Raw genomic sequence first — 22354 nt, 5'->3', positions numbered from 1 at the left:
AAGACTAAGGAGGAAGTGGCGGTTCGCACGAGATAGCCGGTGGCCCATCTTGGCGAGCAGGTATGACAGCGCCACTGTCACGATCGTGTCTTATTTACCACAAGTGATCGACATTATCTGTCGCCGCGCGGAGCGGGTCGCAAATAACCTTGCCGCCACCCCCTATTGCTTTGCAGCATCGTGACCGACAGGCGCCACCCAAGGCGCCGCAGCACAGGGAAGACCCATGAAGCGATCGCTCGCCCGACGTCACCGCCTGCTCCCGCCCAGCCTGCTCACGTCGAGCCTCTTCGCGCTCACCGCCGCCGCGGCGCTGCCCGGCGTCGCGCACGCCCAGGCCGCGCCCGAGCAGGACGCCGCCCAGATCGCGGCGCAGACCGGCGAGGACGTCGTCGTCACCGGCTCACGCATCCGCCGCGACCCGCTCGACAATCCCTCCCCCGTCGTCACCGTGGACGAGGCCGCGATCGCCAAGACCGGCCTTTCCTCGATTGCCGACGTGCTCCAGCGCATCCCGGCGTCGTCGGGCGGGCTCAACTCGAAGTTCAACAACTCGGGCAACTCGGGCAATCCGCCCGACGGCGGCGGCGTCGGCGCCGGCTCGGCGGCGATCGACCTGCGCTACCTCGGCGCCAAGCGCACGCTCGTGCTGGTCGATGGCCTGCGCTACGTCAACGGCGCCAGCGCCAGCGGCATTCCCGGCACGGTCGACCTCAACTCGATCCCCGACGTGATGATCCAGCGCGTCGAGGTGCTCCAGTCGGCCGCCTCGGCGCTGTACGGATCGGACGCGATCGGCGGCGTGGTCAACATCATCACCCGCTCCAACCAGAAGGGCTTCCGCGCGCAGGCGCAATACGGCCAGTATCTCGGCGAGGGTGATGGCGAGACGCAGAACTACCAGCTGAGCTGGGGCGGCGGCAGCGAGCGGGTCCACCTCGACGTCGGCGGCTTCTACACCAAGCAGGACCCGGTGCGCGCCGCCGACCGCGACATCTCGCAATTCCCCAACCCGGGCCAGACCAGCTGCACCGACGCGATCGGCGGCTGCTCCGGCGCCGCGCTCAACGGCCGCATCGTGTTCAGCCCCGGTAACCCCTCGCTGCCCGCGGGTGGCACGATCACCGTGCGCAACCCGCCGCTCAACGGTCGCGGGGTGTACGACCCCACGCTGCAGGGCGGCGACTTCCGCGCCTTCACCAGCGCGGACCGTTTCAACTTCGCACCGTACAATTACTTCCTGACGCCGAACGAGCGTTACGGCGGGTTCGTCAACGCGCGCGCCGAGTTCAGCGACCTGTTCAACCTGCGCCTCAAGGCCAGCTGGGCGCATCGCCAGTCGCAGAACCAGGCGGCGTTCCTGCCGCTCAACCTCGGGCCGGACGCGGGCAACGGCAACCTGCTCGACACGATCTCGATCGACGCCACCAACCCGTACAATCCGTTCGGGATCACGCTCAACTCGGGCGCCAACGGCCAGCCCGCGACCTACTCGCTGATCGGGCGCCGCCTGATCGAGGCGGGGCAGCGCACCTACAACCAGACGGTCGACACCTTCAGCGTCACCGGCACGATCGACGGCAAGTTCCAGCTGTTCGGCAAGAACTGGTACTATGACGCCAACGCGGTGCTGGGCAGCAACGACGCGCACCAGCTCTTCACCGGCAACCTCAACGCGGCGCGGCTGGCGCAGGCGCTCGGCCCGGTGAGCCAGTGCACCGACGGCTGCGTGCCGTTCAACATCTTCGGTGGCCAGGGCTCGGTCACGCCCGAGATGCTCGCCTTCGTCGGCTTCGACGAGCGCTCGCGCAGCCAGCAGCAGCTGCGCGACTACACGCTCAACGTGTCGGGCGAGCTGTTCGACCTGCCGGGCGGGCCGATCGGCATCGCCGCGGGCTACGAGCATCGCTACCAGCAGGGCAGCTTCACCCCCGATCCGGTCATCCAGGCCGGGCTGGGCGCCGACATCCCCGCGCAGGCCGCGCGCGGCCGCTTCAACGTCGACGAGGTGTACGGCGAGATCCGGCTGCCGCTGATCCGCGACGTGCCGCTTCTCCAGTTGGTCGAGCTCAACGGCGCGGTGCGCCACTCCAACTTCTCGACCTACGGCGGCAACACCACCTACTCGGGTGGCGCGCTGTGGAAGCCGGTCAGCGACCTGCTGCTGCGCGCGCAATATGCTGAGAGCTATCGCGCCGCCTCGATCGGCGAGCTGTTCGGCGCGCAGTCGCGCTTCGACCAGACGCTGGACGATCCCTGCACCAGCGCCGCGGGTGGCCTGTTCCAGAGCAACCCGACGGTGCGCGCCAACTGCATCGCCAACGGCGTCCCCGCCGACGGCAGCTACACCGAGCCGCAGGGTGGCCAGATCAGCGTGCAGACCGGCGGCAACGAAGCGCTGCGCCCGGAGACGGCACGCACCTGGGTGTTCGGCGGCGTGTACAGCCCGGCCTGGGCGCGACAGGGCTTCGCCAGCGCGCTCAGCCTCGAGGTCAATTACTACGACATCAAGGTCGACGGCGCGATCGCGTCGATCCCCGCGGCGGTGCTGCTCAACCGCTGCGTCCAGACCGGCGACGCACTGTCGTGCGGCGCGGTCGGCCGCACGCCGAACGGTTTCATCTCGGCGATCAACGGCGTGCTGCTCAACACCGGCGGCATCCGCACCCGCGGGATCGACGCCACCTTCAACCTGCGCACGCAGCCGACCGGTGCCGGCACGTTCGGCCTGTCGGTCAGCGGCAACTACCTGCTCAAGTACGAGGAGATCGTTCCCGCCACCGAGGGCACGACCAGCACCGACTATACCGGCACCGAGCGCGGCAGCCCCGACCAGGCCTATCCGCACTTCAAGGGCCAGGCGACGCTCGACTGGGATATCGGCCCGGTCGCGGCGGCCTTCACCGGCCGCTACATCGACGACGTGATCGAGACCTCGGGCGGCAACAAGCTCAAGAGCCGCTTCTACGGCGACGTCCAGCTGTCGTTCCGCCCGTCCTGGCTGAACGAGAAGATCGGGCTGACCCTTGGCGTCAACAACGTGTTCGACACCGATCCGCCCGCCTGCTTCTCGTGCAGCCTCAACAATTACGACCCGACCACCTACGACGTGCCCGGCCGCTTCGGCTACGCGCGGCTGAGCTACGGCTTCTGACCCGCGACGGGCGGCGGCACGCACCGCCGCCGCCCCGGCACTCCGCGCCCCGCGCCCCGCGCCCCGCGCCTGATCCGCTATAATGAACGGGTCGGGCGCGGCCACGGGCCGCCAACATGAGGGCGGCGGATTGACGGAATGGCGCACGGGACGCTGGTGGCAGCGTCGAACCAGTCCCGCCGAGCTGTTCGTTCATCTCGTGCCCGACGCCATCTACGCCGCGCGGAACGATCGCTTCCTCTTCTGCAACCCGGGCGCGCTGGAACTCTTCGGCTATACGCGCGACGAGTTCATCGGCAGCAGCCCCGCGCTGCTCTCGCCGGCGGTGCAGCCGTGCGGCACGCCCTCGGCCGAGCTGATCACGCCGCGCGCGCAGGAAGCGATCCGCACCGGCGTGGCGCGGTTCGAGTGGCAGTGCCAGCGCAAGGACGGCAGCCAGTTTCCCGGGCTGGTCACCTTACTCGCCGCCGAATTGGACGGCGAGCCGATGGTGGTGGGCACCACCGTCGACCTCACCGACGTCGCGCAGATGATCGGCGGCGTCACCGCTGGTCTGGGCCGCCTCGCCGCGGGCGATCTCACCCAGCCGATCCGCACCGCCTTCGCGCCGCGCTACGAGACGATCCGCGGATCGTTCAACGCTTTGGTCGACGACCTGCGCCGGCTCGTCGGCGCAGTGGCGACGGGGGCGCGAGAGATGCGCGGCGGCACCGCGGAGATCAGCGTCGCCGCGGAGGGCGTGTCCGACCGGATCGAGCGGCAGGTCGCCGCGCTGGAGCAGAGCGCGGCGGCGCTCGATCAGCTCACCGCCAGCCTCACCGCCACCGCGGGCGAGACCGACGCGGCGAGTGCGCTCACCGCCGCCGCCCGCGCCGATGCCGGCGCCACCGCGACGCTGGCGCAGCGCGCCATCGCGGCGATGCGCGAGATCGATCAGTCCAGCCACGCGATCGCCGAGATCATCGGCGTGATCGACGGCATCGCCTTCCAGACCAACCTGCTCGCGCTCAACGCCGGGGTCGAAGCGGCGCGCGCCGGCGACGCGGGCCGCGGCTTCGCGGTGGTGGCACAGGAGGTACGCGCGCTGGCGCAGCGCTCGGCCGCGGCGGCGCGCGAGGTCAAGCAGCGGATCGGCGCCGCCGCGGGCCAAGTCGACGCCGGCGTCGGCCTGGTGGACGAGACCGCGGCGGCGCTGCACCGCATCCTCGCGCAGATCGACGGCATCGACGAGCGCATCGCGCGCGTCGCGCGTGCCACGCGGCAGGAGGCGGACGGCATCGGCCAGCTCAACGTCGCGGTGGCGGAGATGAGCGGCGCGACGCAGCAGCATGCCGCGATGATCGAGCAGACCAAGGCCGCCGCGCACGACCTCGCCGAGCGCGCGGCGCAGCTTGAACGCGACGCGGGACGATTCCGGCTCGATGCCGCGACGAGCAGGCGCGCGGTCGCGATCCCGGCACGGCTCGACTGACGCGCCGGTCGTCACGGGTCAGCCGCGGCGCGACGTCCGATCGCCCGGCGGCGGGCCGGCTATAGAGAGGCCGTTGTGGTCAGAAGGGAGCGATGGGTGCGAACGATCATCAGGCATCACCGCGCGCCGAGCGTCGGAGACGTCTATTACGCCAACTCGCCCGACGCGATCTATGTCATCCAGGACGGCATCTACGTCGACTGCAATCCCGCCGCGCTCGCCTTGTTCGGCTATGCGCGTGAGGAGTTCGTCGGCGCGACGGCGGGCATCACCTCGCCGGAGCGGCAGGATTGCGGCACCCCCACGGAGACGCTGATCCGGCGCCGCGTCGAGGAGTCGCAGCGCGGCGGCGTGCTGCGGTTTCGTTGGCGCTGCACGCGGCGCGGCGGCGCGGACTTCCCGGCGATGATGATGCTGTTCGCCACGCGGTGGCGCGGGCGCCCGGCGACGATCGTGACGTGCAGCGACCTCAGCGACGTCGCGTCGATGGTGACGGCGCTCAGCGACGGTCTCGGGCGGCTCGCCCAGGGCGATCTCAGCCGCCCGTTGGAGGACCGGCTGATCGAGCAATATGAGCCGGTGCGCGCCGCCTACAATCGCCTGCTCGGCGACCTGCGCCAGATGGTGGGCGCGGTGGGCGAGACCGCGCGCGCCATCGACGGCGACACGCGCGAGATCCGCGACGCGGCCGACGCGCTCAGCGGCCGCACCGAGCGCCAGGCGGCGGCGCTGGAACAGAGCGCGGCGGCGCTCGACCAGCTGACCCGCAGCGTCGCCACCAGCGCCGACGACAGCGCACGCGCCGATCGGCTCGCCGCGGAGGCGAGCGCCGAAGCAGCGGCGAGCGGCGCGGTGGCGCAGCAGGCCATCGCGGCGATGACGGGGATCGAGCGATCGGGCAGCGAGATCGGCGAGATCATCGCGCTGATCGACGGCATCGCCTTCCAGACCAACCTGCTCGCGCTCAACGCGGGCGTCGAGGCGGCACGCGCCGGCGACGCCGGGCGCGGCTTCGCCGTGGTGGCGCAGGAGGTGCGCGCGCTGGCGCAGCGCTCGGCCACCGCGGCGAGCGAGGTGAAGGCGCAGATCGCCGCCGCTACCGGCGAGATCGGCGCGGGGGTCCGTCTCGTCGGCGAGACCGCCGCGGCGCTGCGCCAGATCCTCGCGCGGGTCGAGGACGTGCGCGGCCTGGTCGGCGAGGTGGCGGTGAGTGCGCGCGAGCAGGCCCGCGGCATCGCGCAGGTCAACAGCGCCATCGCCGAGATGAGCCGCATGACGCAGGAGAATGCGGCGATGGCCGAACAGACCAACGCGGCCACGCACGGGCTGGCCGAGCGCGCCGCGACACTGGGCGGGCAGGTCGGCCGCTTCCGGCTCGCCGCGGCCGAGTCGCCCGGCCGCGTCGTCACGCTGCGGTCGCGCAGCGCGCGCGGGTGAGCGCGGCTCAGTTCCGGAACAGGGTGAGGAGCGCGTCGATCAGCGTGGCGCCGCCGATCGGGGCGAGCAGCAGCAGCAGCATGTTGGCCAGCACCAGCCGACCGAGCCAGCGCTCCTGCCGCGCCGACAGGCGCGGGCGCAGGGGACGCGGCTCCCAGCGCGGCGGCGGGGGCTGATCGCGGAAGTCCATGAACATGCGCGTGTCTCCGACTCACCGGAGCATAACGCATCGCGCGGCGCTTCGCACCGCTTCGGAGGCAGGAGCAGCGATAGGAAGGAAGGCGGCGCGAACGCTGACCCACGCGAACGCCTTGCGACCGCGGCAGCGCTGCACGGCGCTAGCCCCGACACTTGCACTAGCCTAGCTCGTCATCCGCGCGCAGGCGGGGATCCATGCACGCCGACGTGGCGGCTTCATCGCGGACGTCCGCGCGTCCGGATCCCCGCCTGCGCGGGGATGACGGACAAGGGATTTGAGAGCGCGCCTCTCCCCGTTTTCCGCGGATGCGGGGACCCCCGGGTCAAGCACAGCGGTGCGCCCTACCTCTACGTGCCCTGACTATGCGCGAACACGGGACGACGCTCGCCACACCGCCTCGACGGCCACGAACAGTGCCGAGGCGGTGCGGGGGAGACGTAACCCCCGCCCCGCCCGCCCTCACCTCACACCAGCTCGCGCAGCGCGCTCGCGTCGAAGTCCTTCAGCCCGTCGCTGTCGCCGGCGCGTACCTTGGCGACCCATTGCGGGTCACTGATCAGCGCGCGGCCCACCGCGATCAGGTCGAACTCGTCGCGCTCCATCCGCTCGATCAGCCGCTCCAGCCCTTCGGGCCGCGACGCCTCGCCGCCGAACGCCGCGATGAACTCGCCCGACAGGCCGACCGAGCCGACGCTGATCGTCGTCGCGCCGGTCAGCTTCTTCGCCCAGCCCGCGAAGTTGAGGCCCTGCGCGCCGTCCAGCTCGGGGAACTCGGGCTCCCAGAAGCGGCGCTGCGAGCAGTGCAGCACGTCGACCCCGGCGTCGACCAGCGGCTGGAGCCAGTCCGCCATCTCGTCGGGCGTGTGCGCCAGCCGCGCGCCGAAATCCTGCTGCTTCCACTGGCTGACGCGCAGGATGAGCGGATAATCCTCACCCACCGCGGCGCGGATCGCCGCCACCACCTCGCCCGCCAGCCGCGCGCGCTCGCGGATCGTCGCGCCGCCGTAGCGGTCCTCGCGCTTGTTGGTGCCCGACCAGAAGAACTGGTCGATCAGATAGCCATGCGCGCCGTGGATCTCGACCGTGTCGAAGCCGAGCCGCTGGGCGTCGGCCGCCGCGCGCGCGAAGGCGGCGACGGTGTCGGCGATATCCTCCTCGCTCATCGTCTGGCCGCGCGGGCGGTCGGGCGCGAGCAGCCCCGACGGGCTCTCCACCGCCACCTCGGGCTCCCAGCCGCTCTGCCCCTTGGTCGAGCCGGTGTGCCACAGCTGCGGCCCCATCTTGCCGCCGGCGGCGTGGACCGCGTCGATCACCTGCTGCCAGCCCGCCAGCGCGCGCTCGCCGTGGAAGAAGGGGATAGCGGGTTCGTTGCGCGCGGCGGGGCGATCGATCACTGTGCCCTCGGACAGGATCAGACCCACGCCGCCCTCGGCGCGGCGCTGGTAATAGGCCGCGTTGGCGGCGCCCGGCACACCTTCGGGCGCGAAGGTGCGCGTCATGGGCGCCATGACGATGCGGTTCGCCAGCTCCAGCGACTTGAGACGAAACGGGCGGAAGAGGATGTCGGCCGAGGCCATGCGGGCAAGCTCCGTTGCGATAGACGCCTCTTAGGTATATCTAGGATACCAGGTGTCAATGAGGCGCCACCGCGTCACTAGGTATCGTCGAGGAAACCTCCATGCATCCGCCCGCGGACAAGGCCGAGTGCCGGCGTCGTTTCTCCAGCGACTGCCCGAGCCGCGACCTGTTCGACCAGATCGCCGACAAATGGACGATGATGGTGCTGACCGTACTCGACGACGGGCCGCTGCGCTTCAACGCGATCCGGCGCGGGCTGGAGGGGGTGACGCAGAAGGCGCTGACGCAATGCCTGCGCCGGCTGGAGCGCAACGGCCTGGTCGAGCGGCGCGTGCTGGCGACCTCCCCGGTGGCGGTGGAATATGCGATCACGCCGCTGGGCCGCTCGCTCCAGCCGCCGTTCCGCGCGCTGTATCGCTGGACGCGCGAGGCGATGCCCGAGGTGGACGCGGCGCGCGCGGCGTTCGACGCGCGCGCGGGGTGAGGTCGTGGGAAGTGCGCACCGACCACTCCCTTCCCTTCAGGGGAGGGTCGGGGTGGGGCGCTTCCTCAAACGACGACGCTCGCGGCGACGCCCCACCCCTGCCCCTCCCCTGAAGGGGAGGGGGAGTAAAGCCTACGCCATCGCCCGCCGCCCGCGCCGCACCGTCGCGCTGTGGCCGACGCTGGCGCGCGGCGTGCGCTGGCGGATCGTGTCGACGAACAGCCAGTCGTTGCGCACCTGCTCGGGCGTGATCGTCAGCGCCATATAGCCGCGCCGCGACGTGTCGCACCATTTGAGCTCGGGATTGCCCTCCACCATCATCCGCGCGACCCGCGCCGGGTCGGTGGCGAAGGCGCTCTCGAACCCGGGCGAGGTCACCGCCTGGCCGGCGAACTCGACCCCCGCGGCGCCGTCCTGCGCCAGGTCGAACGCCCAGGCATTGTGGCTGTCCCCGCTGAGCACGACGAGGTCGGCCTCGGCCGCCTGCGCCGAGCGCAGGAAGCGCGCGCGGGCGGCGGGATAGCCGCCCCAGGAGTCGAGGTTCGACGCCACGCCGGCGCGCGTCGCCGCGATCGCGCCGCGGACGTAATCGTCGACATGCCCGGTGCCGCCGCCGAGCAGCGCCTCGGCCGCGACGGGCAGCTGCTGCTTGCCCATGATCGTGCCGAAGCCGACCACCTGCCAGCGCTGCCCCTGCTTGACCGAGCGGCGCAGGTCGTGCGCCAGCCACACCTCCTGCTGCGAGCCCATCATCGTGACCGCCGGGTCCTGCCACGCGCCGTCGCGGAACGCCGTGAGCGCGGCGGCGGGATCGGGCGACCGCAGCAGCGTCGCGATCTCGTTCTGGCGCGAGCGCGCGAACAGCCGCGTCTCGGTGCGCCACAGGGTCGCGAGCGTGCCGATCTCATAGGCCTTCCACGGCTCCTCGCTGACCGGCATCCACTCGCGATAGGCCTGGACCGAGGCGGCGCGGCGCTGGTTCCAGTCACCCTCGGTGGCGGGGTCGTGGTTCTCGGCGCCGCCCTCCCAGCTGTCGTTGGCGCTCTCGTGATCGTCCCACTGCACCACCCAGGGCACGCGCGCGTGCAGCGCCTGCAGGTCGGGGTCGGCGCGATAGCTGGCGAAGCGCAGGCGATAGTCGGCGAGGTGGATCGTCTCGGCCAGCGGCTGCGGCACGCGCCCCGCCACCTGCGCCGCCTTGGGCGGGTAATTGCCCGGCGAATATTCGTAGAAATAGTCGCCGAGGTGGATCACCAGATCGAGGTCGTCGCGCGCGGCGGCGTGGCCGTAGGCGTTGAACCAGCCGAAGCCGAGGTTGGAGCAGGAGAAGATCGCGGCGGTGAAGTCGCGCGCGCCATCGCCCGGCAAGGTGCGGGTGCGGCCGACCGGCGAGCGCGTGCCGTCGGCGGCGACGAAGCGGTAGTGATAGTCGGTGCCCGGGGTCAGGCCGTCGAGCGTCACCTTGGCGGTCCAGTCGCGCCACGCACCGGTGACGAACGCGCCCGACGCGATCACGCGCGCGAAGTCGGCGGTGTCGCTGATCTCGGCGACCAGCCGTGCCGAGTCGCCGCTGGCGGGGACGTAGCGGGTCCACAGCAGCATCGAGTCGCTCGCGGGCTCGCCGCTCGCGACCGAGTGGGTGAAGCCGCGCGCGGCGAGCACGCTCTGCGCCGCGGCGAAGCCGGGCAGCGCGAGCGCGCCGAGGCCGAGCATGCCGGTGGCGAGCAGCGAGCGGCGGGAGAGCGTGAGCGTCATCGTTACGGTTCCCCGGAGAGCGAGTGCCCGCGCGCTCTCGGCCCGATCGGTGACGCCGGTGTGACAGGAGGAGCAACGCCGCTTCGGCGACTCGTCCTCCCGATGATGCCGTCATCCTGAAACGAGTTCAGGATGACGGCAGTACGAAGCGTGACGCTAGATCACAGCCCCACCTTGAAGCCGGCGCGGAACATGCGCCCGAAGATGCCGGTGCCGCCCTGCACCGGATTGTAGAGGTTGGCGCCATAGGTCACCGGGTCGATCGGCGGCAGGTCGTCGAGCAGGTTGATCACGTTGACGTAGAAGGTCGCGCGATCGTTGATCTTGACGCTGCCGGTGAGATCGACGGTGATGTAGCTCTTGACGTCGCACGGCACATAGCCGGGATTGAGCGAGCAGTCGCCGCGCGTGCCGCCCTGGTCCTCCGCCGAGAGATTGTAGCCGTCGAAATATTGCGCCGTCGCGCTCAGCGTATAGTCCTTGTAGTTGAGCGTGTTCTGCCACGTCCCGCGCCACCGCGGCGTGCCCGACCCGGCGGTCAGGTTGTAGTTGCCGATCGTGCCCTGGTAGGTCTGCTTCGACCCGTCGGCGAACTCGGTCGACAGCTCGAGGATCAGGCTCGCCTGTGCCGCCGAGGTGAAGCTGACGTCGTCGGCGATGTCCAGCGTGCCGGTCGCGCCGAAGTCGATGCCCTGCGAGCGGATCGTGTTCTCGTTGACGTAGCTCGCCTCGACGAAGGCGAGCCGCGGGCGCGCGTTGGGGAAGCGCGGGTCGACCACGTCGGGCACCAGGCCGAAGCCCGCGGGCGCGTCCTGCCCGGCGTTGTAGGCGTCGATCGCGGCCTGGTTGTCCGCCGCGGCGATCGCGTCGGTCTTCTTGATGTTGAAATAGTCGACCGTCAGCGTCAGCTGGCGGATCGGCTCGAAGATCACGCCCGCGGTGAAGCTGCGCGACTTCTCGGGCTTGAGGTCGGGCGTGGCGCGCGTCGTCTGTCCGTAGGACGAGTTGCTGATATAGGCCGGGCAGGAGGTGAAGGTCGCCTGCGAGCAGCCGTATTGCGCCAGGAAAGCGTCCGAATAGGTGCTCGGCGACGCGTTGACGAAGCCGCTGGTCGGCAGCGAATTGGCCTCGCCGAAGCTCGGGATGCGGAAGCCGCGCGAGTAGGTGCCGCGGATCGCCAGCTGCCGGAACGGCGTGAACTTGGCCCCGACCTTGGGCGAGAAGGCGCTCTGCCCGCTCGAGTATTTGTCGTAGCGGCCGGAGACGTTGACGAGGAATTGGTCGACGATCGGCGCGTTCAGCTCGCCGAACGCCGAGTAGACCGAGCGGCTGCCGTCGATGCCGAAGGCGTTGAGCACGAAATAGCGATCGGTCGGGCCGTTATAGTCGGGGTTGGCGCTCGGCGAGTTGATCGACTCGTAGCGATAGGCGATGCCGAGGCCGAGCTGGAGCGGGCCGCCGGGCAGCGTCGCGAGCGAGCGGCCGAGCGTCGCCTGCACCTGCGCCAGATCGGATTGCGCGTCATTGACGTTGTCGGGCGAGAGGAAGTCCTGCTGCGCCTGCGTGTTGGCGAACGGATCGACGAAATTGTAGGTGCCGCGCGCGATCGCGGTGAGCAGGTTGTCGATGCGGACGTAGCCGCGCTGCAATCGCCGCAGGTCGGTGTGCATCGCGGTGGCGTCGACGGCATAGTCCCAGGTGTCGGCGACCTGCCCCTTGATGCCGAGCGCGGCGCGGTACACGCGGCTGCGCGTCTCGTCATAGGTGCGGATGCTCGGGATCCGACCGACGATCCGGGCCACCTGCGGGTTCGCCGCCGTGGCGAAAGGATTGTTGGGGTTCAGCGTGCCGTTACTGGCGTTGCACCCGGTGTCGATCCCGTTGGCCGCGCCCACGCCGTTGTCACAGATATAGGCCGGCAGCGTCAGCGCGAACGAGCCCGGGGCGAAGGCGCCGCCGGTGCCGCTGGTGGTGAAGCGCGGGAAGTCGATCCCCGCGTTGGCGTTGCCGCGGATCGTCGCGTTCCCGCCGCTGTACCCCACGCGGCTCTGCTGGAAGTTGAACATGGCATAGGCCTCGGCATTGTCGCCGACCCGCGCGGTGAAGCGCGCCGACCCGCCGAAGCGCTCGATCTGCGGCGAGATCACGCCGTAATTGTTGACCAGATCGTCCTGGCACACCGAGGTCGGCGCGGCGGCGTTGACGAGGTTGCCGTCGGCGTCGGTGCGCGCCAGATCGGCGGCGTTGAGCGTGTAGCTCGGCCCGGTGCGGCAGCCGAGCGCCGGGTTGAGCTGCTGGTAGCGCCCCTGCGCGTCGGTGTTGGTCGGGTCGAACGGCCGCACGTAGAGCGTCCCGCCGGTGTTGAAGACGCCCTCGGAGAAGGTGTAGCCGCCGTTGCCGTCGAGCCCGTTGACCACCTGGTTGGGGCCGCACTCGCCGTCGTTGCAGATACGGCGGCGATCGTCGGTGTTGTACGGATACGGCCGGTCACGGTTGTACAGTGCGCTCTGGCGGAAATAGAAGCCGCTGACATAAGCGTTATAGCCGTTGTCGTCGATGTCGCCGGTGCCCGCGATCAGGCTGAGCCGCTGGTTGGAGGCGTCGCCGCGCTCGCTGATCCCGGCCTCGGCGCGGCCGCCGATTCCCTTGTACTGGCGCTTGGTGATGATGTTGACCACGCCCGCGATCGCGTCCGCGCCGTAGCTCGACGAGGCGCCGTCGCGCAGCACCTCGATGCGGTCGACGATGTCGTCGGGGATGGTGTTGAGGTCGACGAAGTTGCGCGTGCCGTCGTCGGACAGCGGGTAATAGGCCGCGCGGACGCCGTCGAACAGCACCAGCGTCGAGTTGGTCGACAGGCCGCGCAGCGACACCGCCGACGCGCCGCCGGCGAAGGCGCCGTTGGCGGTGAAGGAGTTGGTCAGCGCCGGCCCGTTGTTCGAGGTGAGCTGCTGGATGCCCTCCTGCACCGTGGTGACGCCGCGCTGGTCGAGCGCCTCGGCGCTCACCGTGGTGACGGGGGAGGGGCTGGCGCGATCGGTGGTGCGCAGGATCGATCCGGTGACGACGATGTCGCCGCCCGCGGGCGCCTCGGTGCCGGCGGCAGGCTCGACCGGGCTTTGCTCGACGGGTGCGGGCGGCTGCTCGCTCTGCGGCACCGGCGGCGTGGTCGGCGAGGCGGCCTGGGCATGGGCCGGCGCGGCGGCGAGGACGGCCAGGCTGGCGAGCGCGAGCGCGGAGCAAGCGACGCCGTGGCGCAGCGACGCGCGCGAGAACAGACGATGATCGGACACGATGGACTCCCTGGTGCGCCGGCGCGCCAGGGGGCAGCGCGAGCGTCATGCTTCCCATGTCGCGCGGAGTCGGGCGCTCCGCTGCGACGATGGTTAAGAAGACCCTCTCGTCACCGAATTGTAAACTCTTGCTGGCGCTCCAGCCACCGCAGCTACCGCACGGTTCGTCACTGATACTTACCTAATTCATCTCGCGATCACAACGAGATGCCGCTGCGCCCCGCGAGTTCCACGACATATTGCCACGCCACCCGGCCCGAGCGGCTGCCGCGCTGCGTCGCCCAGCGCACCGCCTCGGCCGGGTCGAACGCCAGCCCATGCCGCTCGGCATAAGCGCGCACGATCGCGAGATATTGGTCCTGGTCGACGGCGTGGAAGCCGAGGCTGAGCCCGAAGCGGTCGGCCAGCGCCAGCTGGTCGTCGTCGGCGTCGCGCGGGTTGATCGCGCGCTCGGCGGCGGCGTGCTCGCGCACCACCAGGTGGCGGCGGTTGGCGGTGACGATCAGCCGCGCGTTGGCGGGGCGCGCCTCGGCGCCACCCTCGAGCAGCGAGCGCAGCGCGCGCGCCTCGCTCGCGTCGTCGACGCCGAGATCGTCGACGAACAGCGCGTAGGCGCGCGGCTGCCGCGCCAGCACGTCGAACAGCGCGGGCAGCGTGGCGAGCTGCTCCGCCGCCACCTCCACCAGCGCGAGCGCGCCGCCGCGCGCCTGCACCGCGCCGACGCTCGCCTTGACCAGCGCCGACTTGCCGGTGCCGCGCGCGCCCCACAGCAGCACGTCCTGCGCGGCATGGCCCGCGGCGAGCCGCTCGAGGTTGGCGACGAGCGCGTCGCGCTGCTGGTCGACGCGCTGGAGCAGCGCGAGGTCGAGCGGCGCGAAGGCGCGCGCCGCCACCAGCACGCCGCCGCGCCAGACATAGGCCGGGTGCGCCAGCGGGTCGGCGGCGGGCGGCGGCGGCGGCGCGAGCCGCTCCAGCGCGGCGGCGATGCGGTCGAGCGGGTCCATCGCCGCCGGGCTAGCGGGCCGGTGCGCGCGGCTCAAGGGTTGCGCCGCGCCCTTCGATCCGGGTCAGGCCCCCGCCCGCGTCGCCGCTCCGGCCCCATCCTCTTCCTATAACCCCTTGGACGAGCGAGGAGACGTGCGGATGGCGTGGCAGCGGATGCCGATGGAGACGTGGCAGAACAAGATCGCGGTGCTGGTCGAGGCGCTGCCCGACGCCGCGCTCGCCGACCTGCTCTCGCAGATCGAGCTGGTCTCGCCCGTGCTCGAGCCCGACGACGTCAGCGCCGGACGCCACCGTGGCGACGTCGTGATCGCGGGCGATTACACGCCGCTGACGCTGCTGACGCTGATCGAGGGCGATCTCAGCGTCGCCGGCCAGGTCTCGACGCAGGAGGTCGACGGCAACGACGGCCATGCCGCGCTGGTCGTGTTCGGCAGCCTGCGCTGCGGCAGCCTGCTCAACGACTGGGGCAGCCGCGTGGTCGTCACCGGCGACCTGATTGTCGGCGACTGGATCTACACCGCGCGCGAGGAGTCGGTGCTGGTCGTCGGCGGCGACCTGCGCGCGCCGGTGCTGGTGAGCGGCGAGAGCGCGGTCGAGGTCGGCGGATCGGTCGATCTCGAGCAGGGCCTCGGCGTGATCCGCCGGCTCGGCGCGCCCGGCGGCGCGACCGTGACGCCGCGCTACGGCTGGCACGCGCTCGCCGCGCTGCTCGCGCTCGACCCGGCGCGCGCCACCGAGGAGGAGGAGATCGTCCCGCTGCTGGAGGATCGCTTGTACCGGACGGGCAGCATCCTGCCGTGACGGTCGGGCAGGAGGAGAAGCGTCTCGCGGCTTCACCCTAGCCTCCTGCCCGCGCGCACCTTATGTGCGCGCGCATGACCGAGATCACCGTCGCCGCGCTGCAGCTGGCCTTCTCCGCCGACATCGACGCCAACATCGCCAAGGTCTCCGAGGCGGTGCGCGAGGCGCACGCGCGCGGCGCGCAGGTGATCCTGCCGCCCGAGCTGTTCGAGGGCGAGTATTTCTGCCGCGTCGAGGACGAGTCGCTGTTCGCCAATGCCGCGCCGGTGCGCGAGCACAAGGCGGTGCTGGCGATGCAGGCGCTCGCCGAGGCGCTGCAGGTCCATATCCCGACGAGCTTCTTCGAGCTGGACGGACCGCACCATTACAACTCGCTGGCGATGATCGGCCCCGACGGCGAGATCCAGGGCGTCTATCGCAAGAGCCACATCCCCGACGGCCCCGGCTACGAGGAGAAATTCTACTTTCGCCCCGGCAACACCGGATTCAAGGTGTGGGACGGGCCGGTCAGCGCGGGGCATCGCACCCGGCTGGGCGTTGGCGTCTGCTGGGACCAATGGTATCCGGAGACCGCGCGCGCGATGATGCTGATGGGCGCGGAGCTGCTCTTCTACCCGACCGCGATCGGCAGCGAGCCGCACGACACCTCGCTCGACACCGCGCGGCTGTGGCGGCGCGCGATGGTGGGGCATGCGGTGTCGAACGTGGTGCCGGTGATCGCGGCCAACCGCGTCGGCGTCGAACACGGCCAGACCTTCTATGGCACCAGCTTCATCACCGACGAGCGCGGCGACATCCTGGCCGAGCTCGACCGCGAGGAGGAGGGCGTGATCACCGCGACGCTCGACCTCGACCGCGTGCGCCGCCACCGCGCCGCCTTCGGCTTCTTCCGCGACCGCCGGCCCGAGCTGTACGGGCGGCTGGTGCAGGATATCTGAGGGGGCAGCAGCGACTAAGACTAAGAATCCGGGTCGCTTTTGATCCTCCCCTGTAAGGAGGGGGTGGCGCGCACAGCGCGACGGAGGGGTGTCGCCGCTGGTGAGTCCACCGCTCCTCGCCAGCCGCGTCACCCCTCCGTCAGGCCTGCGGCGTGCCACCTCCCCTCGCAGGGGAGGATGAAAACATCGCCTGCCGCGTGCGCCATCCCCCTCCCTGAAGGAAGGATGGCGCCCTCTCCTCAGGCCACCGCCTGCTTGAGCTGCTCGACCAGGTCGGTCTTCTCCCAGGTGAACAGGTCGCCCTCGGGATCGCGGCCGAAGTGGCCGTAGGCCGCGGTCTTGCTGTAGATCGGCGCGTTGAGCTTGAGGTGCTCGCGGATACCCTTGGGGGTCAGCCGCACCAGCTTGGGCAACGCCGCCTCGAGCTTGCTCTCCTCGACGTTGCCGGTGCCGTGCAGGTCGACGTAGACGCTGAGCGGCTCGGCCACGCCGATGGCGTAGCTCAGCTGGATCGTGCAGCGCTTGGCCAGTCCGGCCGCGACCACGTTCTTGGCGAGATAGCGCGCGACATAGGCGGCCGAGCGGTCGACCTTGGTGGGGTCCTTGCCGCTGAACGCGCCGCCGCCGTGCGGCGCCGCGCCGCCATAGGTATCGACGATGATCTTGCGCCCGGTCAGCCCGGCGTCACCGTCCGGACCGCCGATCTCGAACAGACCCGTCGGATTGACGTAGATCGCCTTCTCCTCGGGCAGCCAACCCTCGGGCAGCACCTCGGCGAATACGCCCTTGACGTAGTCGCGCAGGCGCGCCTGGCCCGCCTCGTTCGACAGATCGGCCGAATGCTGGGTCGACACCACCAGCGCCGTGGCGCGCACCGGCACGCCGTTCTCATATTGCAGCGTCACCTGGCTCTTGGCGTCGGGCTCGAGGAAGGGCGCGATGCCGGCGTGGCGGTCCGCCGCCATCTTCTCGAGGATCTTGTGGCTGTAATAGAGCGTGGCGGGCATCAAGCCGGGGGTCTCGTCGGTGGCGTAGCCGAACATGATGCCCTGGTCGCCCGCGCCCTCGTCCTTGTTGCCGCTCTCGTCGACGCCCATCGCGATATGCGCCGACTGGCCGTGCAGGTTGTTCGAGAAGTCGAACGTCTGCCAGTGGAAGCCCGACTGCTCATAGCCGATCCGCTTCACCGTGGCGCGGACCGCAGCCTCGATCTCGTCGAGCACGCCCGGCGCCCATTGATCGTTCTCGTAGATGCCGCGCCCGCGGATCTCGCCCGCGAGCACCACCTTGTTGGTGGTGGTCATCGTCTCGCACGCGACGCGCGCCTCGGGGTCTTTGGCGAGGAAGAGGTCGACGATCGCGTCCGAGATCTGGTCCGCGACCTTGTCGGGGTGCCCTTCCGACACCGACTCCGACGTGAAGATGAACGACTGACGCATGGAGGCTCCGGCAGATAACGATATAAAGATAGCTTTATATGCTTACCGCCGGCGCGCGCGCAACGCAACCGCGCCCGCCACCAGCGCGAGCCCGACCAGCAGTGCCGCCGCATTGCCCAGCCGCGCAAACACGGTAGCCGGGCGCGCGGGTGGCAGCGCCACGTCGACCGCCCCGCCGGCATGGTGCGCGACGGTGCCAAGCAGCGTGCCGTCGGCAGCGATCACCGCCGAGATGCCGTTCGGCGTGGCGCGCACCACCGGCAGCCCCTCCTCGATCGCGCGCAGCCGCGCCTGGGCGAGGTGCTGCGGCGGCCCCCAGGCGCCGAACCAGGCGTCGTTGGAGGGGTTGAAGAGCAGCCGCGGCCGGTGCGCGCGGTCGACCACCTCGCCCGAGAAGATGATCTCGTAGCAGAGCTGCACCCCGATCGCGCCGAAGCCGGGCACCGCCAGCGTGCGTGGCCCGGGGCCGGGCGCGAAATCGAGGTCGCCGGGCACCAGCCGCGCCAGACCGAGCGGCTTGAGCAGCCAGGGCATCGGCAGATACTCGCCGTAGGGCACCAGATGCGCCTTGTCGTAGCGTGCGCGGATGCGCCGCGCCGGGTCGAGCACGAACACCGAGTTGGTCGCGCCGGTGACCTCGCCGCGCGAGTCGAATTGGAGCGCGGTGCCGCCCGTCATCAGCATGTCGCGCGGGCCGAGCACCGCGGTCATACGCGCGCGGGTGACCCAGGGGCTGGTGTCGCCATAGACCCAGAGCGGGTAATCGTCCTCGATGAAGTCGCGGATCACGCCCTCGGGCCACAGCACCAGCCGCGGCGCCGCGCCGGGCCGGCCGGAGAGGCGGGTGAGCCGCGCCAGCATCATCGCCTGATCGCTCTCGCCGCGCTGATCCTGCGGCACGTTGGGCTGCACCACGATCACGCGCGGGGCGTCGGGTGCGGCGGCGGGAGGCGGACCGCGATAACTCAGCGCCTGCGCGCCGAGCAGCGCCGCGGCGGCGAGCACCACGCCGCCCAGCGGCAACGCGCGGCGCGGCACCAGCAGCAACAGGCCCGCGAGCGCCACGGTGAGGCCGGACAGCGCGTAGGTGCCGACGAGGCTCGCCAGCCACGCCACCGGCTGGACCGGCACCCATATCACCGCGAGCGGGTCCCACGCATAGCCGGTGAAGAGCCAGGAGCGCACCCACTCGGTGACGATCCAGCACGCACCCGCCAGCAGCACCCAGCCGAGATCGGGTGCGCCGCCGCGCCGCATGCGCCACGCCAGCCCCGCCGCGGCGGCGGGGAACACCGCCAGGTACAGAGCGAGCGCGAACGGGGCGAGATAGCCGAGCGCGTGCGGCATCTTGTCCTGAAACGTGAAGGCGTGCTGGAACCAGTTGTCGTTGATCGTGAAATGCCCGACCCCGAAGGCATAGCCGCGCCACAGCGCCTGGCGCAGCGTCGGCGCGGCATGGACCAGCGCCAGCCAGCCCGCGAAAGCGGCGAGCGCGAGCCACCACAGCTCGAGCGGGGCGAAGCCGCAGGCGGCGGCGACGCCGAGCAGCAGCGCGACGAGGGAGGGGCGGCGAGTCATGCGCGCGCCGCTAGCACCTCCGCGGCGCGCGCGGGAGGGGGTGGCGCATCGACTTCCTGGCGTCACCCCTCCGCCCGCGTCGCATGATCCGTCTGCGGACCCCTTCCGTCATCCCGGACTTGGTCCGGGATGACGGCAGGTGAAGCGTGCGCCGACCGCGATCCCTGAGCGCGCGTCGCCTCAGCGCAACGCGCCCTCACCCCCTCACAGCTTGACGCGCAGGCCGACGTTGTAGCGTGCGCCGGTCTCCTGCTGGAGCAGGTAGCGCTCCTTGATCGCCGACCATTCGTCGATGAACTCGTTGGTCACGTTCACGCCCTGCACGTAGAGCTGGAAATTGGGCGTGAGGTCGTAGGACACGTTGAAGTCGAGCTGGCCGTAGGAGGAGCGGTTGCGCGGCCGCGACTGGCTGTCTCGGCAGTTGCGCAGATAGTCCGAGCGCCAGTTGTACGACACGCGCGCCGAGATGCCGTATTTCTCGTAGAACACGCTGCCGTTCGCCGAGTGCGGCGACAGGCCGTTGTAGCCGCACTGGAAGTCCGCCAGCACCTGGTCGCGCTCGGCGCTGCTGGCGACATAGGTGTAGTTGCCGGTAAGGCCGAAGCCGCCGACGAACCCGCCCAGCGCGTCGAACGAATATTGCCCGCCGACCTCGATGCCCTTGATCGTGCCGCTCTGCCCGTTGCGCGTGCGCGTGTCCTGATAGACCCGGCCGAAGCGCTCGACCGGCAGCGTCTGCAGCTCAAGGAAGTCGGACAGGTCCTTATAGAAGCCGCCCACGCTGATGTAGCTGACGCGCGAGAGATACCATTCGAGCGACAGGTCGTAGTTGGTCGAGCGGAACGGCAGCAGATTGGGGTTGCCGCCCGACGACAGCGGCACCGCGATGCGCCCGCCGTAGTCGTTGTTGACGCCCAGGTCGGTCAACGTCGGTCGCGTGATCGTCTGCGAGAAGGCGGCGCGCGCGATCAGCTTCTCGGTCAGGTTGTACTTCACGTTGGCCGAGGGAAGCGCGTTGACGTAGCTGCTGCGCACCGCGATCGCGGTGGCGGGCCCATAGGTATATTGCAGCGTGTCGTCGCCGGGCGTGTTGGCGATCCCGGTGACCGGCGTGTCGAAGCCCGAGGAGAGCACCTGGGTGCGGATCACGCGCACGCCGGCGTTGCCGGTCCAGCGATCGTTGCCGAACTGCATGCTGATATAGCCAGCGGTCAGCCGCTCCTGCACGTTGACGGTGCCGCGCAGCTGCTCGCGCACGCCGAACGGCCCGCCTTCCAGCGCCTGCACCTGCGCCGCATAGGCCGCCTGCTGCTCGGGCGTGCGCCCGTTCGAGGGGATGTTGAGCGTGGCGGGATCGTTGAGATAGGCGAGGAAGGCCTGCGGATCGACCTGGAACAGCGAGGGCGGGATGTTCTGCCCGCCGCCGAGCAGGTCGCCCCACTCATAGGGCTGGAGCAGGCCCGAGGCGATCGGCACCTGATAGCCGCAATAGGTGCAGTTGGAGTCGCTGTTGTTGAACTGGCGATTGATCTTGCGCCGCTCGGTGTACGACCCGCCGAGCGTCACGTTGCGCAGGATCGAGCCGTCGACGGTCCATTTGGTGTCGAAGTGATATTCCGAGCCGCGGTCGCGCGAGCGGTTGGCGTCGATCCCCATGTAATGCAGCCGCATCAGGTCGGGGTTGTTGATGATGTTGTTGTCGTAGGAGATCGACGGGATCCCCTTCCCACCATCGAGCGAGAACTGATAGCTGTAGGGTAGCAGCGCGCCGTAGACGAGATAGGCATTGGGCGAGTTGCGGTTGGCGCCGGTGGTCGAGGCATCGAAGCGCAGCTCGACGTTCTCTGTGGGGTTCCACTTGACGTTGCCGCCGATCTGATAACTGTCCGACTTGCGGTTGGTCGTGTTGTAGACGTGGTCGACCTTGGCGTTGACGCCGTTGTTGGTCAGCGTCGGATTCGCCGCCAGGAACTGCGGGTTGGCGGCGATGAAGTCGCGTCCCAGCATGGTCAGGCCGGTGGCGGTGTTGGTGTCGTCGAAGGTCGGCTGGTAATAAGGCGCGGCCATGAAGTTATCGAGCCGGCGAGTCACGCCCGAGATGTTGAAGCGCGAGTAGATGCCGTCGACGGTGATCTCGAGATTGTCCGCCGGCCTGAACTGCACCGCGCCCGACACGTTGATCCGCTCGCGCTCTTCCTGCGCGCGCTGGTAGTAGACGCTCTGCGGCAGGTTGGCGTTGCCCGTGACGGGATAGCGCGGGTCAGACCCGGTGATCAGCGTCGGCACCCCGCCGATCGTCTGGACGATATCGGGGCGGCCGTTGATCCAGCCGTCGATCGCGATCTGATCGGTCTGGCTCTTACGCTTGGTGTAGGAGCCCGCGAGCAGCACGCCGAAGGTCTTGTCCGGGTTGGCGTAGGAGACCGTGGCGGCGAGATCGGGGGTGATCCGCTCGCGCGAGCGATCGTAGATGCCGCCGATCTGCGCCGCGGCGCGGAAGCCGCTGCGGCCTTCCAGCGGACGCGCGGTGACGATGTTGACCGTCGCGCCGATGCCGCCTTCCTGCAGCTCGGGTACGGGCGATTTGAACACGTCGGTGCGCTGGATCATGTTCGAGGAGAGCACGTCGAACGAGAACTCGCGCCCGGCGTTGTCGGTCGCCATGACGCGGCCGTTGACGAGGACGGTGTTGAACTCGGGCCCGAGACCGCGGACGGTGATGAACTGGCCCTCGCCGCCCGAGCGGTCGATCGCCACGCCGGTGATGCGCTGGAGCGACTCCGCGATGTTGGCATCGGGGAATTTGCCGACGTCGACCGCGCTGATCGAGTCGACGATCTGGTTGGCGTCGCGCTTCGTCTGCGCCGAGGAGCTGAGGCTGGCGCGGATGCCGGTGACGACGATCTCGTCGCCCGCGGCAGCGGCGTCGGGCGCGACCGCCGCGCCGCCCTGGCCGACCGGGGCATCCTGGCCGACCGCGGCGGCGGGGGGCGTCTGCTCCTGCGGCACCGTCGCCGGGTTCTCGGGTGCCGAGCCGGTCTGCGCCAGCACGGGCGCGCCGCTCAGGATGCTGCCCAGCAGCAGGCAAAGCTTGATCGATGTTCGCATGACCCGTTCCTCTCCCGTGAAACACTGCCGCTTGACCACGGCTATTCTTATGATTTTTGGGCCTATGGAAGTAACAACCGGGGAGATCAAGGCGAGAATGTAACCGGTTTAGGC

At 70.2% G+C, this 22354-nt stretch carries 14 protein-coding genes; 6 read left to right on the top strand and 8 right to left on the bottom strand.

Annotation, left to right across the window (positions count from 1 at the left end; translation table 11 throughout):
- Positions 1 to 226: 226 nt before the first annotated feature.
- From KZ820_RS13250 to KZ820_RS22215, 3 genes are all read left to right on the top strand, one after another.
- On the top strand, positions 227 to 3154 hold the full coding sequence (locus tag KZ820_RS13250) for a TonB-dependent receptor domain-containing protein (protein ID WP_219749091.1): 2928 nt from the start codon (positions 227 to 229) through the stop codon (positions 3152 to 3154).
- Between the two features lie 130 nt (positions 3155 to 3284).
- Positions 3285 to 4625: a methyl-accepting chemotaxis protein gene (locus KZ820_RS13245; protein ID WP_219749090.1), complete on the top strand. Its 1341-nt coding sequence runs from the start codon at positions 3285 to 3287 to the stop codon at positions 4623 to 4625.
- 96 nt (positions 4626 to 4721) lie between these two features.
- Entirely contained in the window at positions 4722 to 6062 is a 1341-nt protein-coding gene (locus KZ820_RS22215; RefSeq protein WP_308462222.1) for a methyl-accepting chemotaxis protein, read from the top strand.
- 7 nt (positions 6063 to 6069) lie between these two features.
- Here the strand turns inward: KZ820_RS22215 and KZ820_RS13235 are convergent, their stop codons facing one another.
- Together KZ820_RS13235 and KZ820_RS13230 are read right to left on the bottom strand one after the other, a co-directional pair.
- Complete coding sequence (locus KZ820_RS13235) at positions 6070 to 6258, bottom strand: hypothetical protein (RefSeq protein WP_219749089.1); 189 nt, start codon at positions 6256 to 6258, stop codon at positions 6070 to 6072.
- A gap of 467 nt (positions 6259 to 6725) precedes the next feature.
- Positions 6726 to 7838: an NADH:flavin oxidoreductase gene (locus KZ820_RS13230; RefSeq protein ID WP_219749088.1), complete on the bottom strand. Its 1113-nt coding sequence runs from the start codon at positions 7836 to 7838 to the stop codon at positions 6726 to 6728.
- Between the two features lie 101 nt (positions 7839 to 7939).
- Here KZ820_RS13230 and KZ820_RS13225 point away from each other — a divergent pair, with 101 nt between their 5' ends.
- Complete coding sequence (locus KZ820_RS13225; protein ID WP_219749087.1) at positions 7940 to 8323, top strand: winged helix-turn-helix transcriptional regulator; 384 nt, start codon at positions 7940 to 7942, stop codon at positions 8321 to 8323.
- Between the two features lie 132 nt (positions 8324 to 8455).
- Here KZ820_RS13225 and KZ820_RS13220 read toward each other — a convergent pair whose 3' ends face one another.
- The 3 genes from KZ820_RS13220 to KZ820_RS13210 form a co-directional block, all read right to left on the bottom strand.
- Positions 8456 to 10078, bottom strand: coding sequence for an alkaline phosphatase D family protein (locus KZ820_RS13220; protein ID WP_219749086.1), 1623 nt, complete (start codon positions 10076 to 10078; stop codon positions 8456 to 8458).
- Between the two features lie 161 nt (positions 10079 to 10239).
- On the bottom strand, positions 10240 to 13371 hold the full coding sequence (locus KZ820_RS13215) for a TonB-dependent receptor domain-containing protein (RefSeq protein ID WP_308462221.1): 3132 nt from the start codon (positions 13369 to 13371) through the stop codon (positions 10240 to 10242).
- A gap of 197 nt (positions 13372 to 13568) precedes the next feature.
- Positions 13569 to 14375, bottom strand: coding sequence for a DUF815 domain-containing protein (locus tag KZ820_RS13210; RefSeq protein ID WP_219749214.1), 807 nt, complete (start codon positions 14373 to 14375; stop codon positions 13569 to 13571).
- 139 nt (positions 14376 to 14514) lie between these two features.
- On the opposite strand from KZ820_RS13210, the gene KZ820_RS13205 reads away from it, so the two are divergent.
- Positions 14515 to 15177, top strand: coding sequence for a hypothetical protein (locus tag KZ820_RS13205; protein ID WP_219749085.1), 663 nt, complete (start codon positions 14515 to 14517; stop codon positions 15175 to 15177).
- A gap of 74 nt (positions 15178 to 15251) precedes the next feature.
- On the top strand, positions 15252 to 16115 hold the full coding sequence (gene aguB, locus KZ820_RS13200) for an N-carbamoylputrescine amidase (RefSeq protein WP_219749084.1): 864 nt from the start codon (positions 15252 to 15254) through the stop codon (positions 16113 to 16115).
- Between the two features lie 239 nt (positions 16116 to 16354).
- Here aguB and metK read toward each other — a convergent pair whose 3' ends face one another.
- The 3 genes from metK to KZ820_RS13185 all read right to left on the bottom strand — a co-directional run bounded on the left by metK (position 16355) and on the right by KZ820_RS13185 (position 22240).
- Positions 16355 to 17554 carry a methionine adenosyltransferase gene (gene metK / locus KZ820_RS13195; RefSeq protein ID WP_219749083.1) on the bottom strand — a complete coding sequence of 400 codons (1200 nt, stop codon included), beginning with the start codon at positions 17552 to 17554 and terminating at the stop codon, positions 16355 to 16357.
- 42 nt (positions 17555 to 17596) lie between these two features.
- On the bottom strand, positions 17597 to 19132 hold the full coding sequence (gene lnt, locus KZ820_RS13190; protein WP_219749082.1) for an apolipoprotein N-acyltransferase: 1536 nt from the start codon (positions 19130 to 19132) through the stop codon (positions 17597 to 17599).
- Between the two features lie 204 nt (positions 19133 to 19336).
- Positions 19337 to 22240: a TonB-dependent receptor gene (locus KZ820_RS13185; RefSeq protein ID WP_219749081.1), complete on the bottom strand. Its 2904-nt coding sequence runs from the start codon at positions 22238 to 22240 to the stop codon at positions 19337 to 19339.
- Between the last annotated feature and the right edge of the window lie 114 nt (positions 22241 to 22354).

It is taken from the genome of Sphingomonas citri, from assembly GCF_019429485.1.
GTDB lineage: Bacteria > Pseudomonadota > Alphaproteobacteria > Sphingomonadales > Sphingomonadaceae > Sphingomonas > Sphingomonas citri.
The sequence above is the reverse complement of the archived record's forward strand: the minus strand, read 5'-3'. Positions and strand labels throughout refer to the sequence as shown.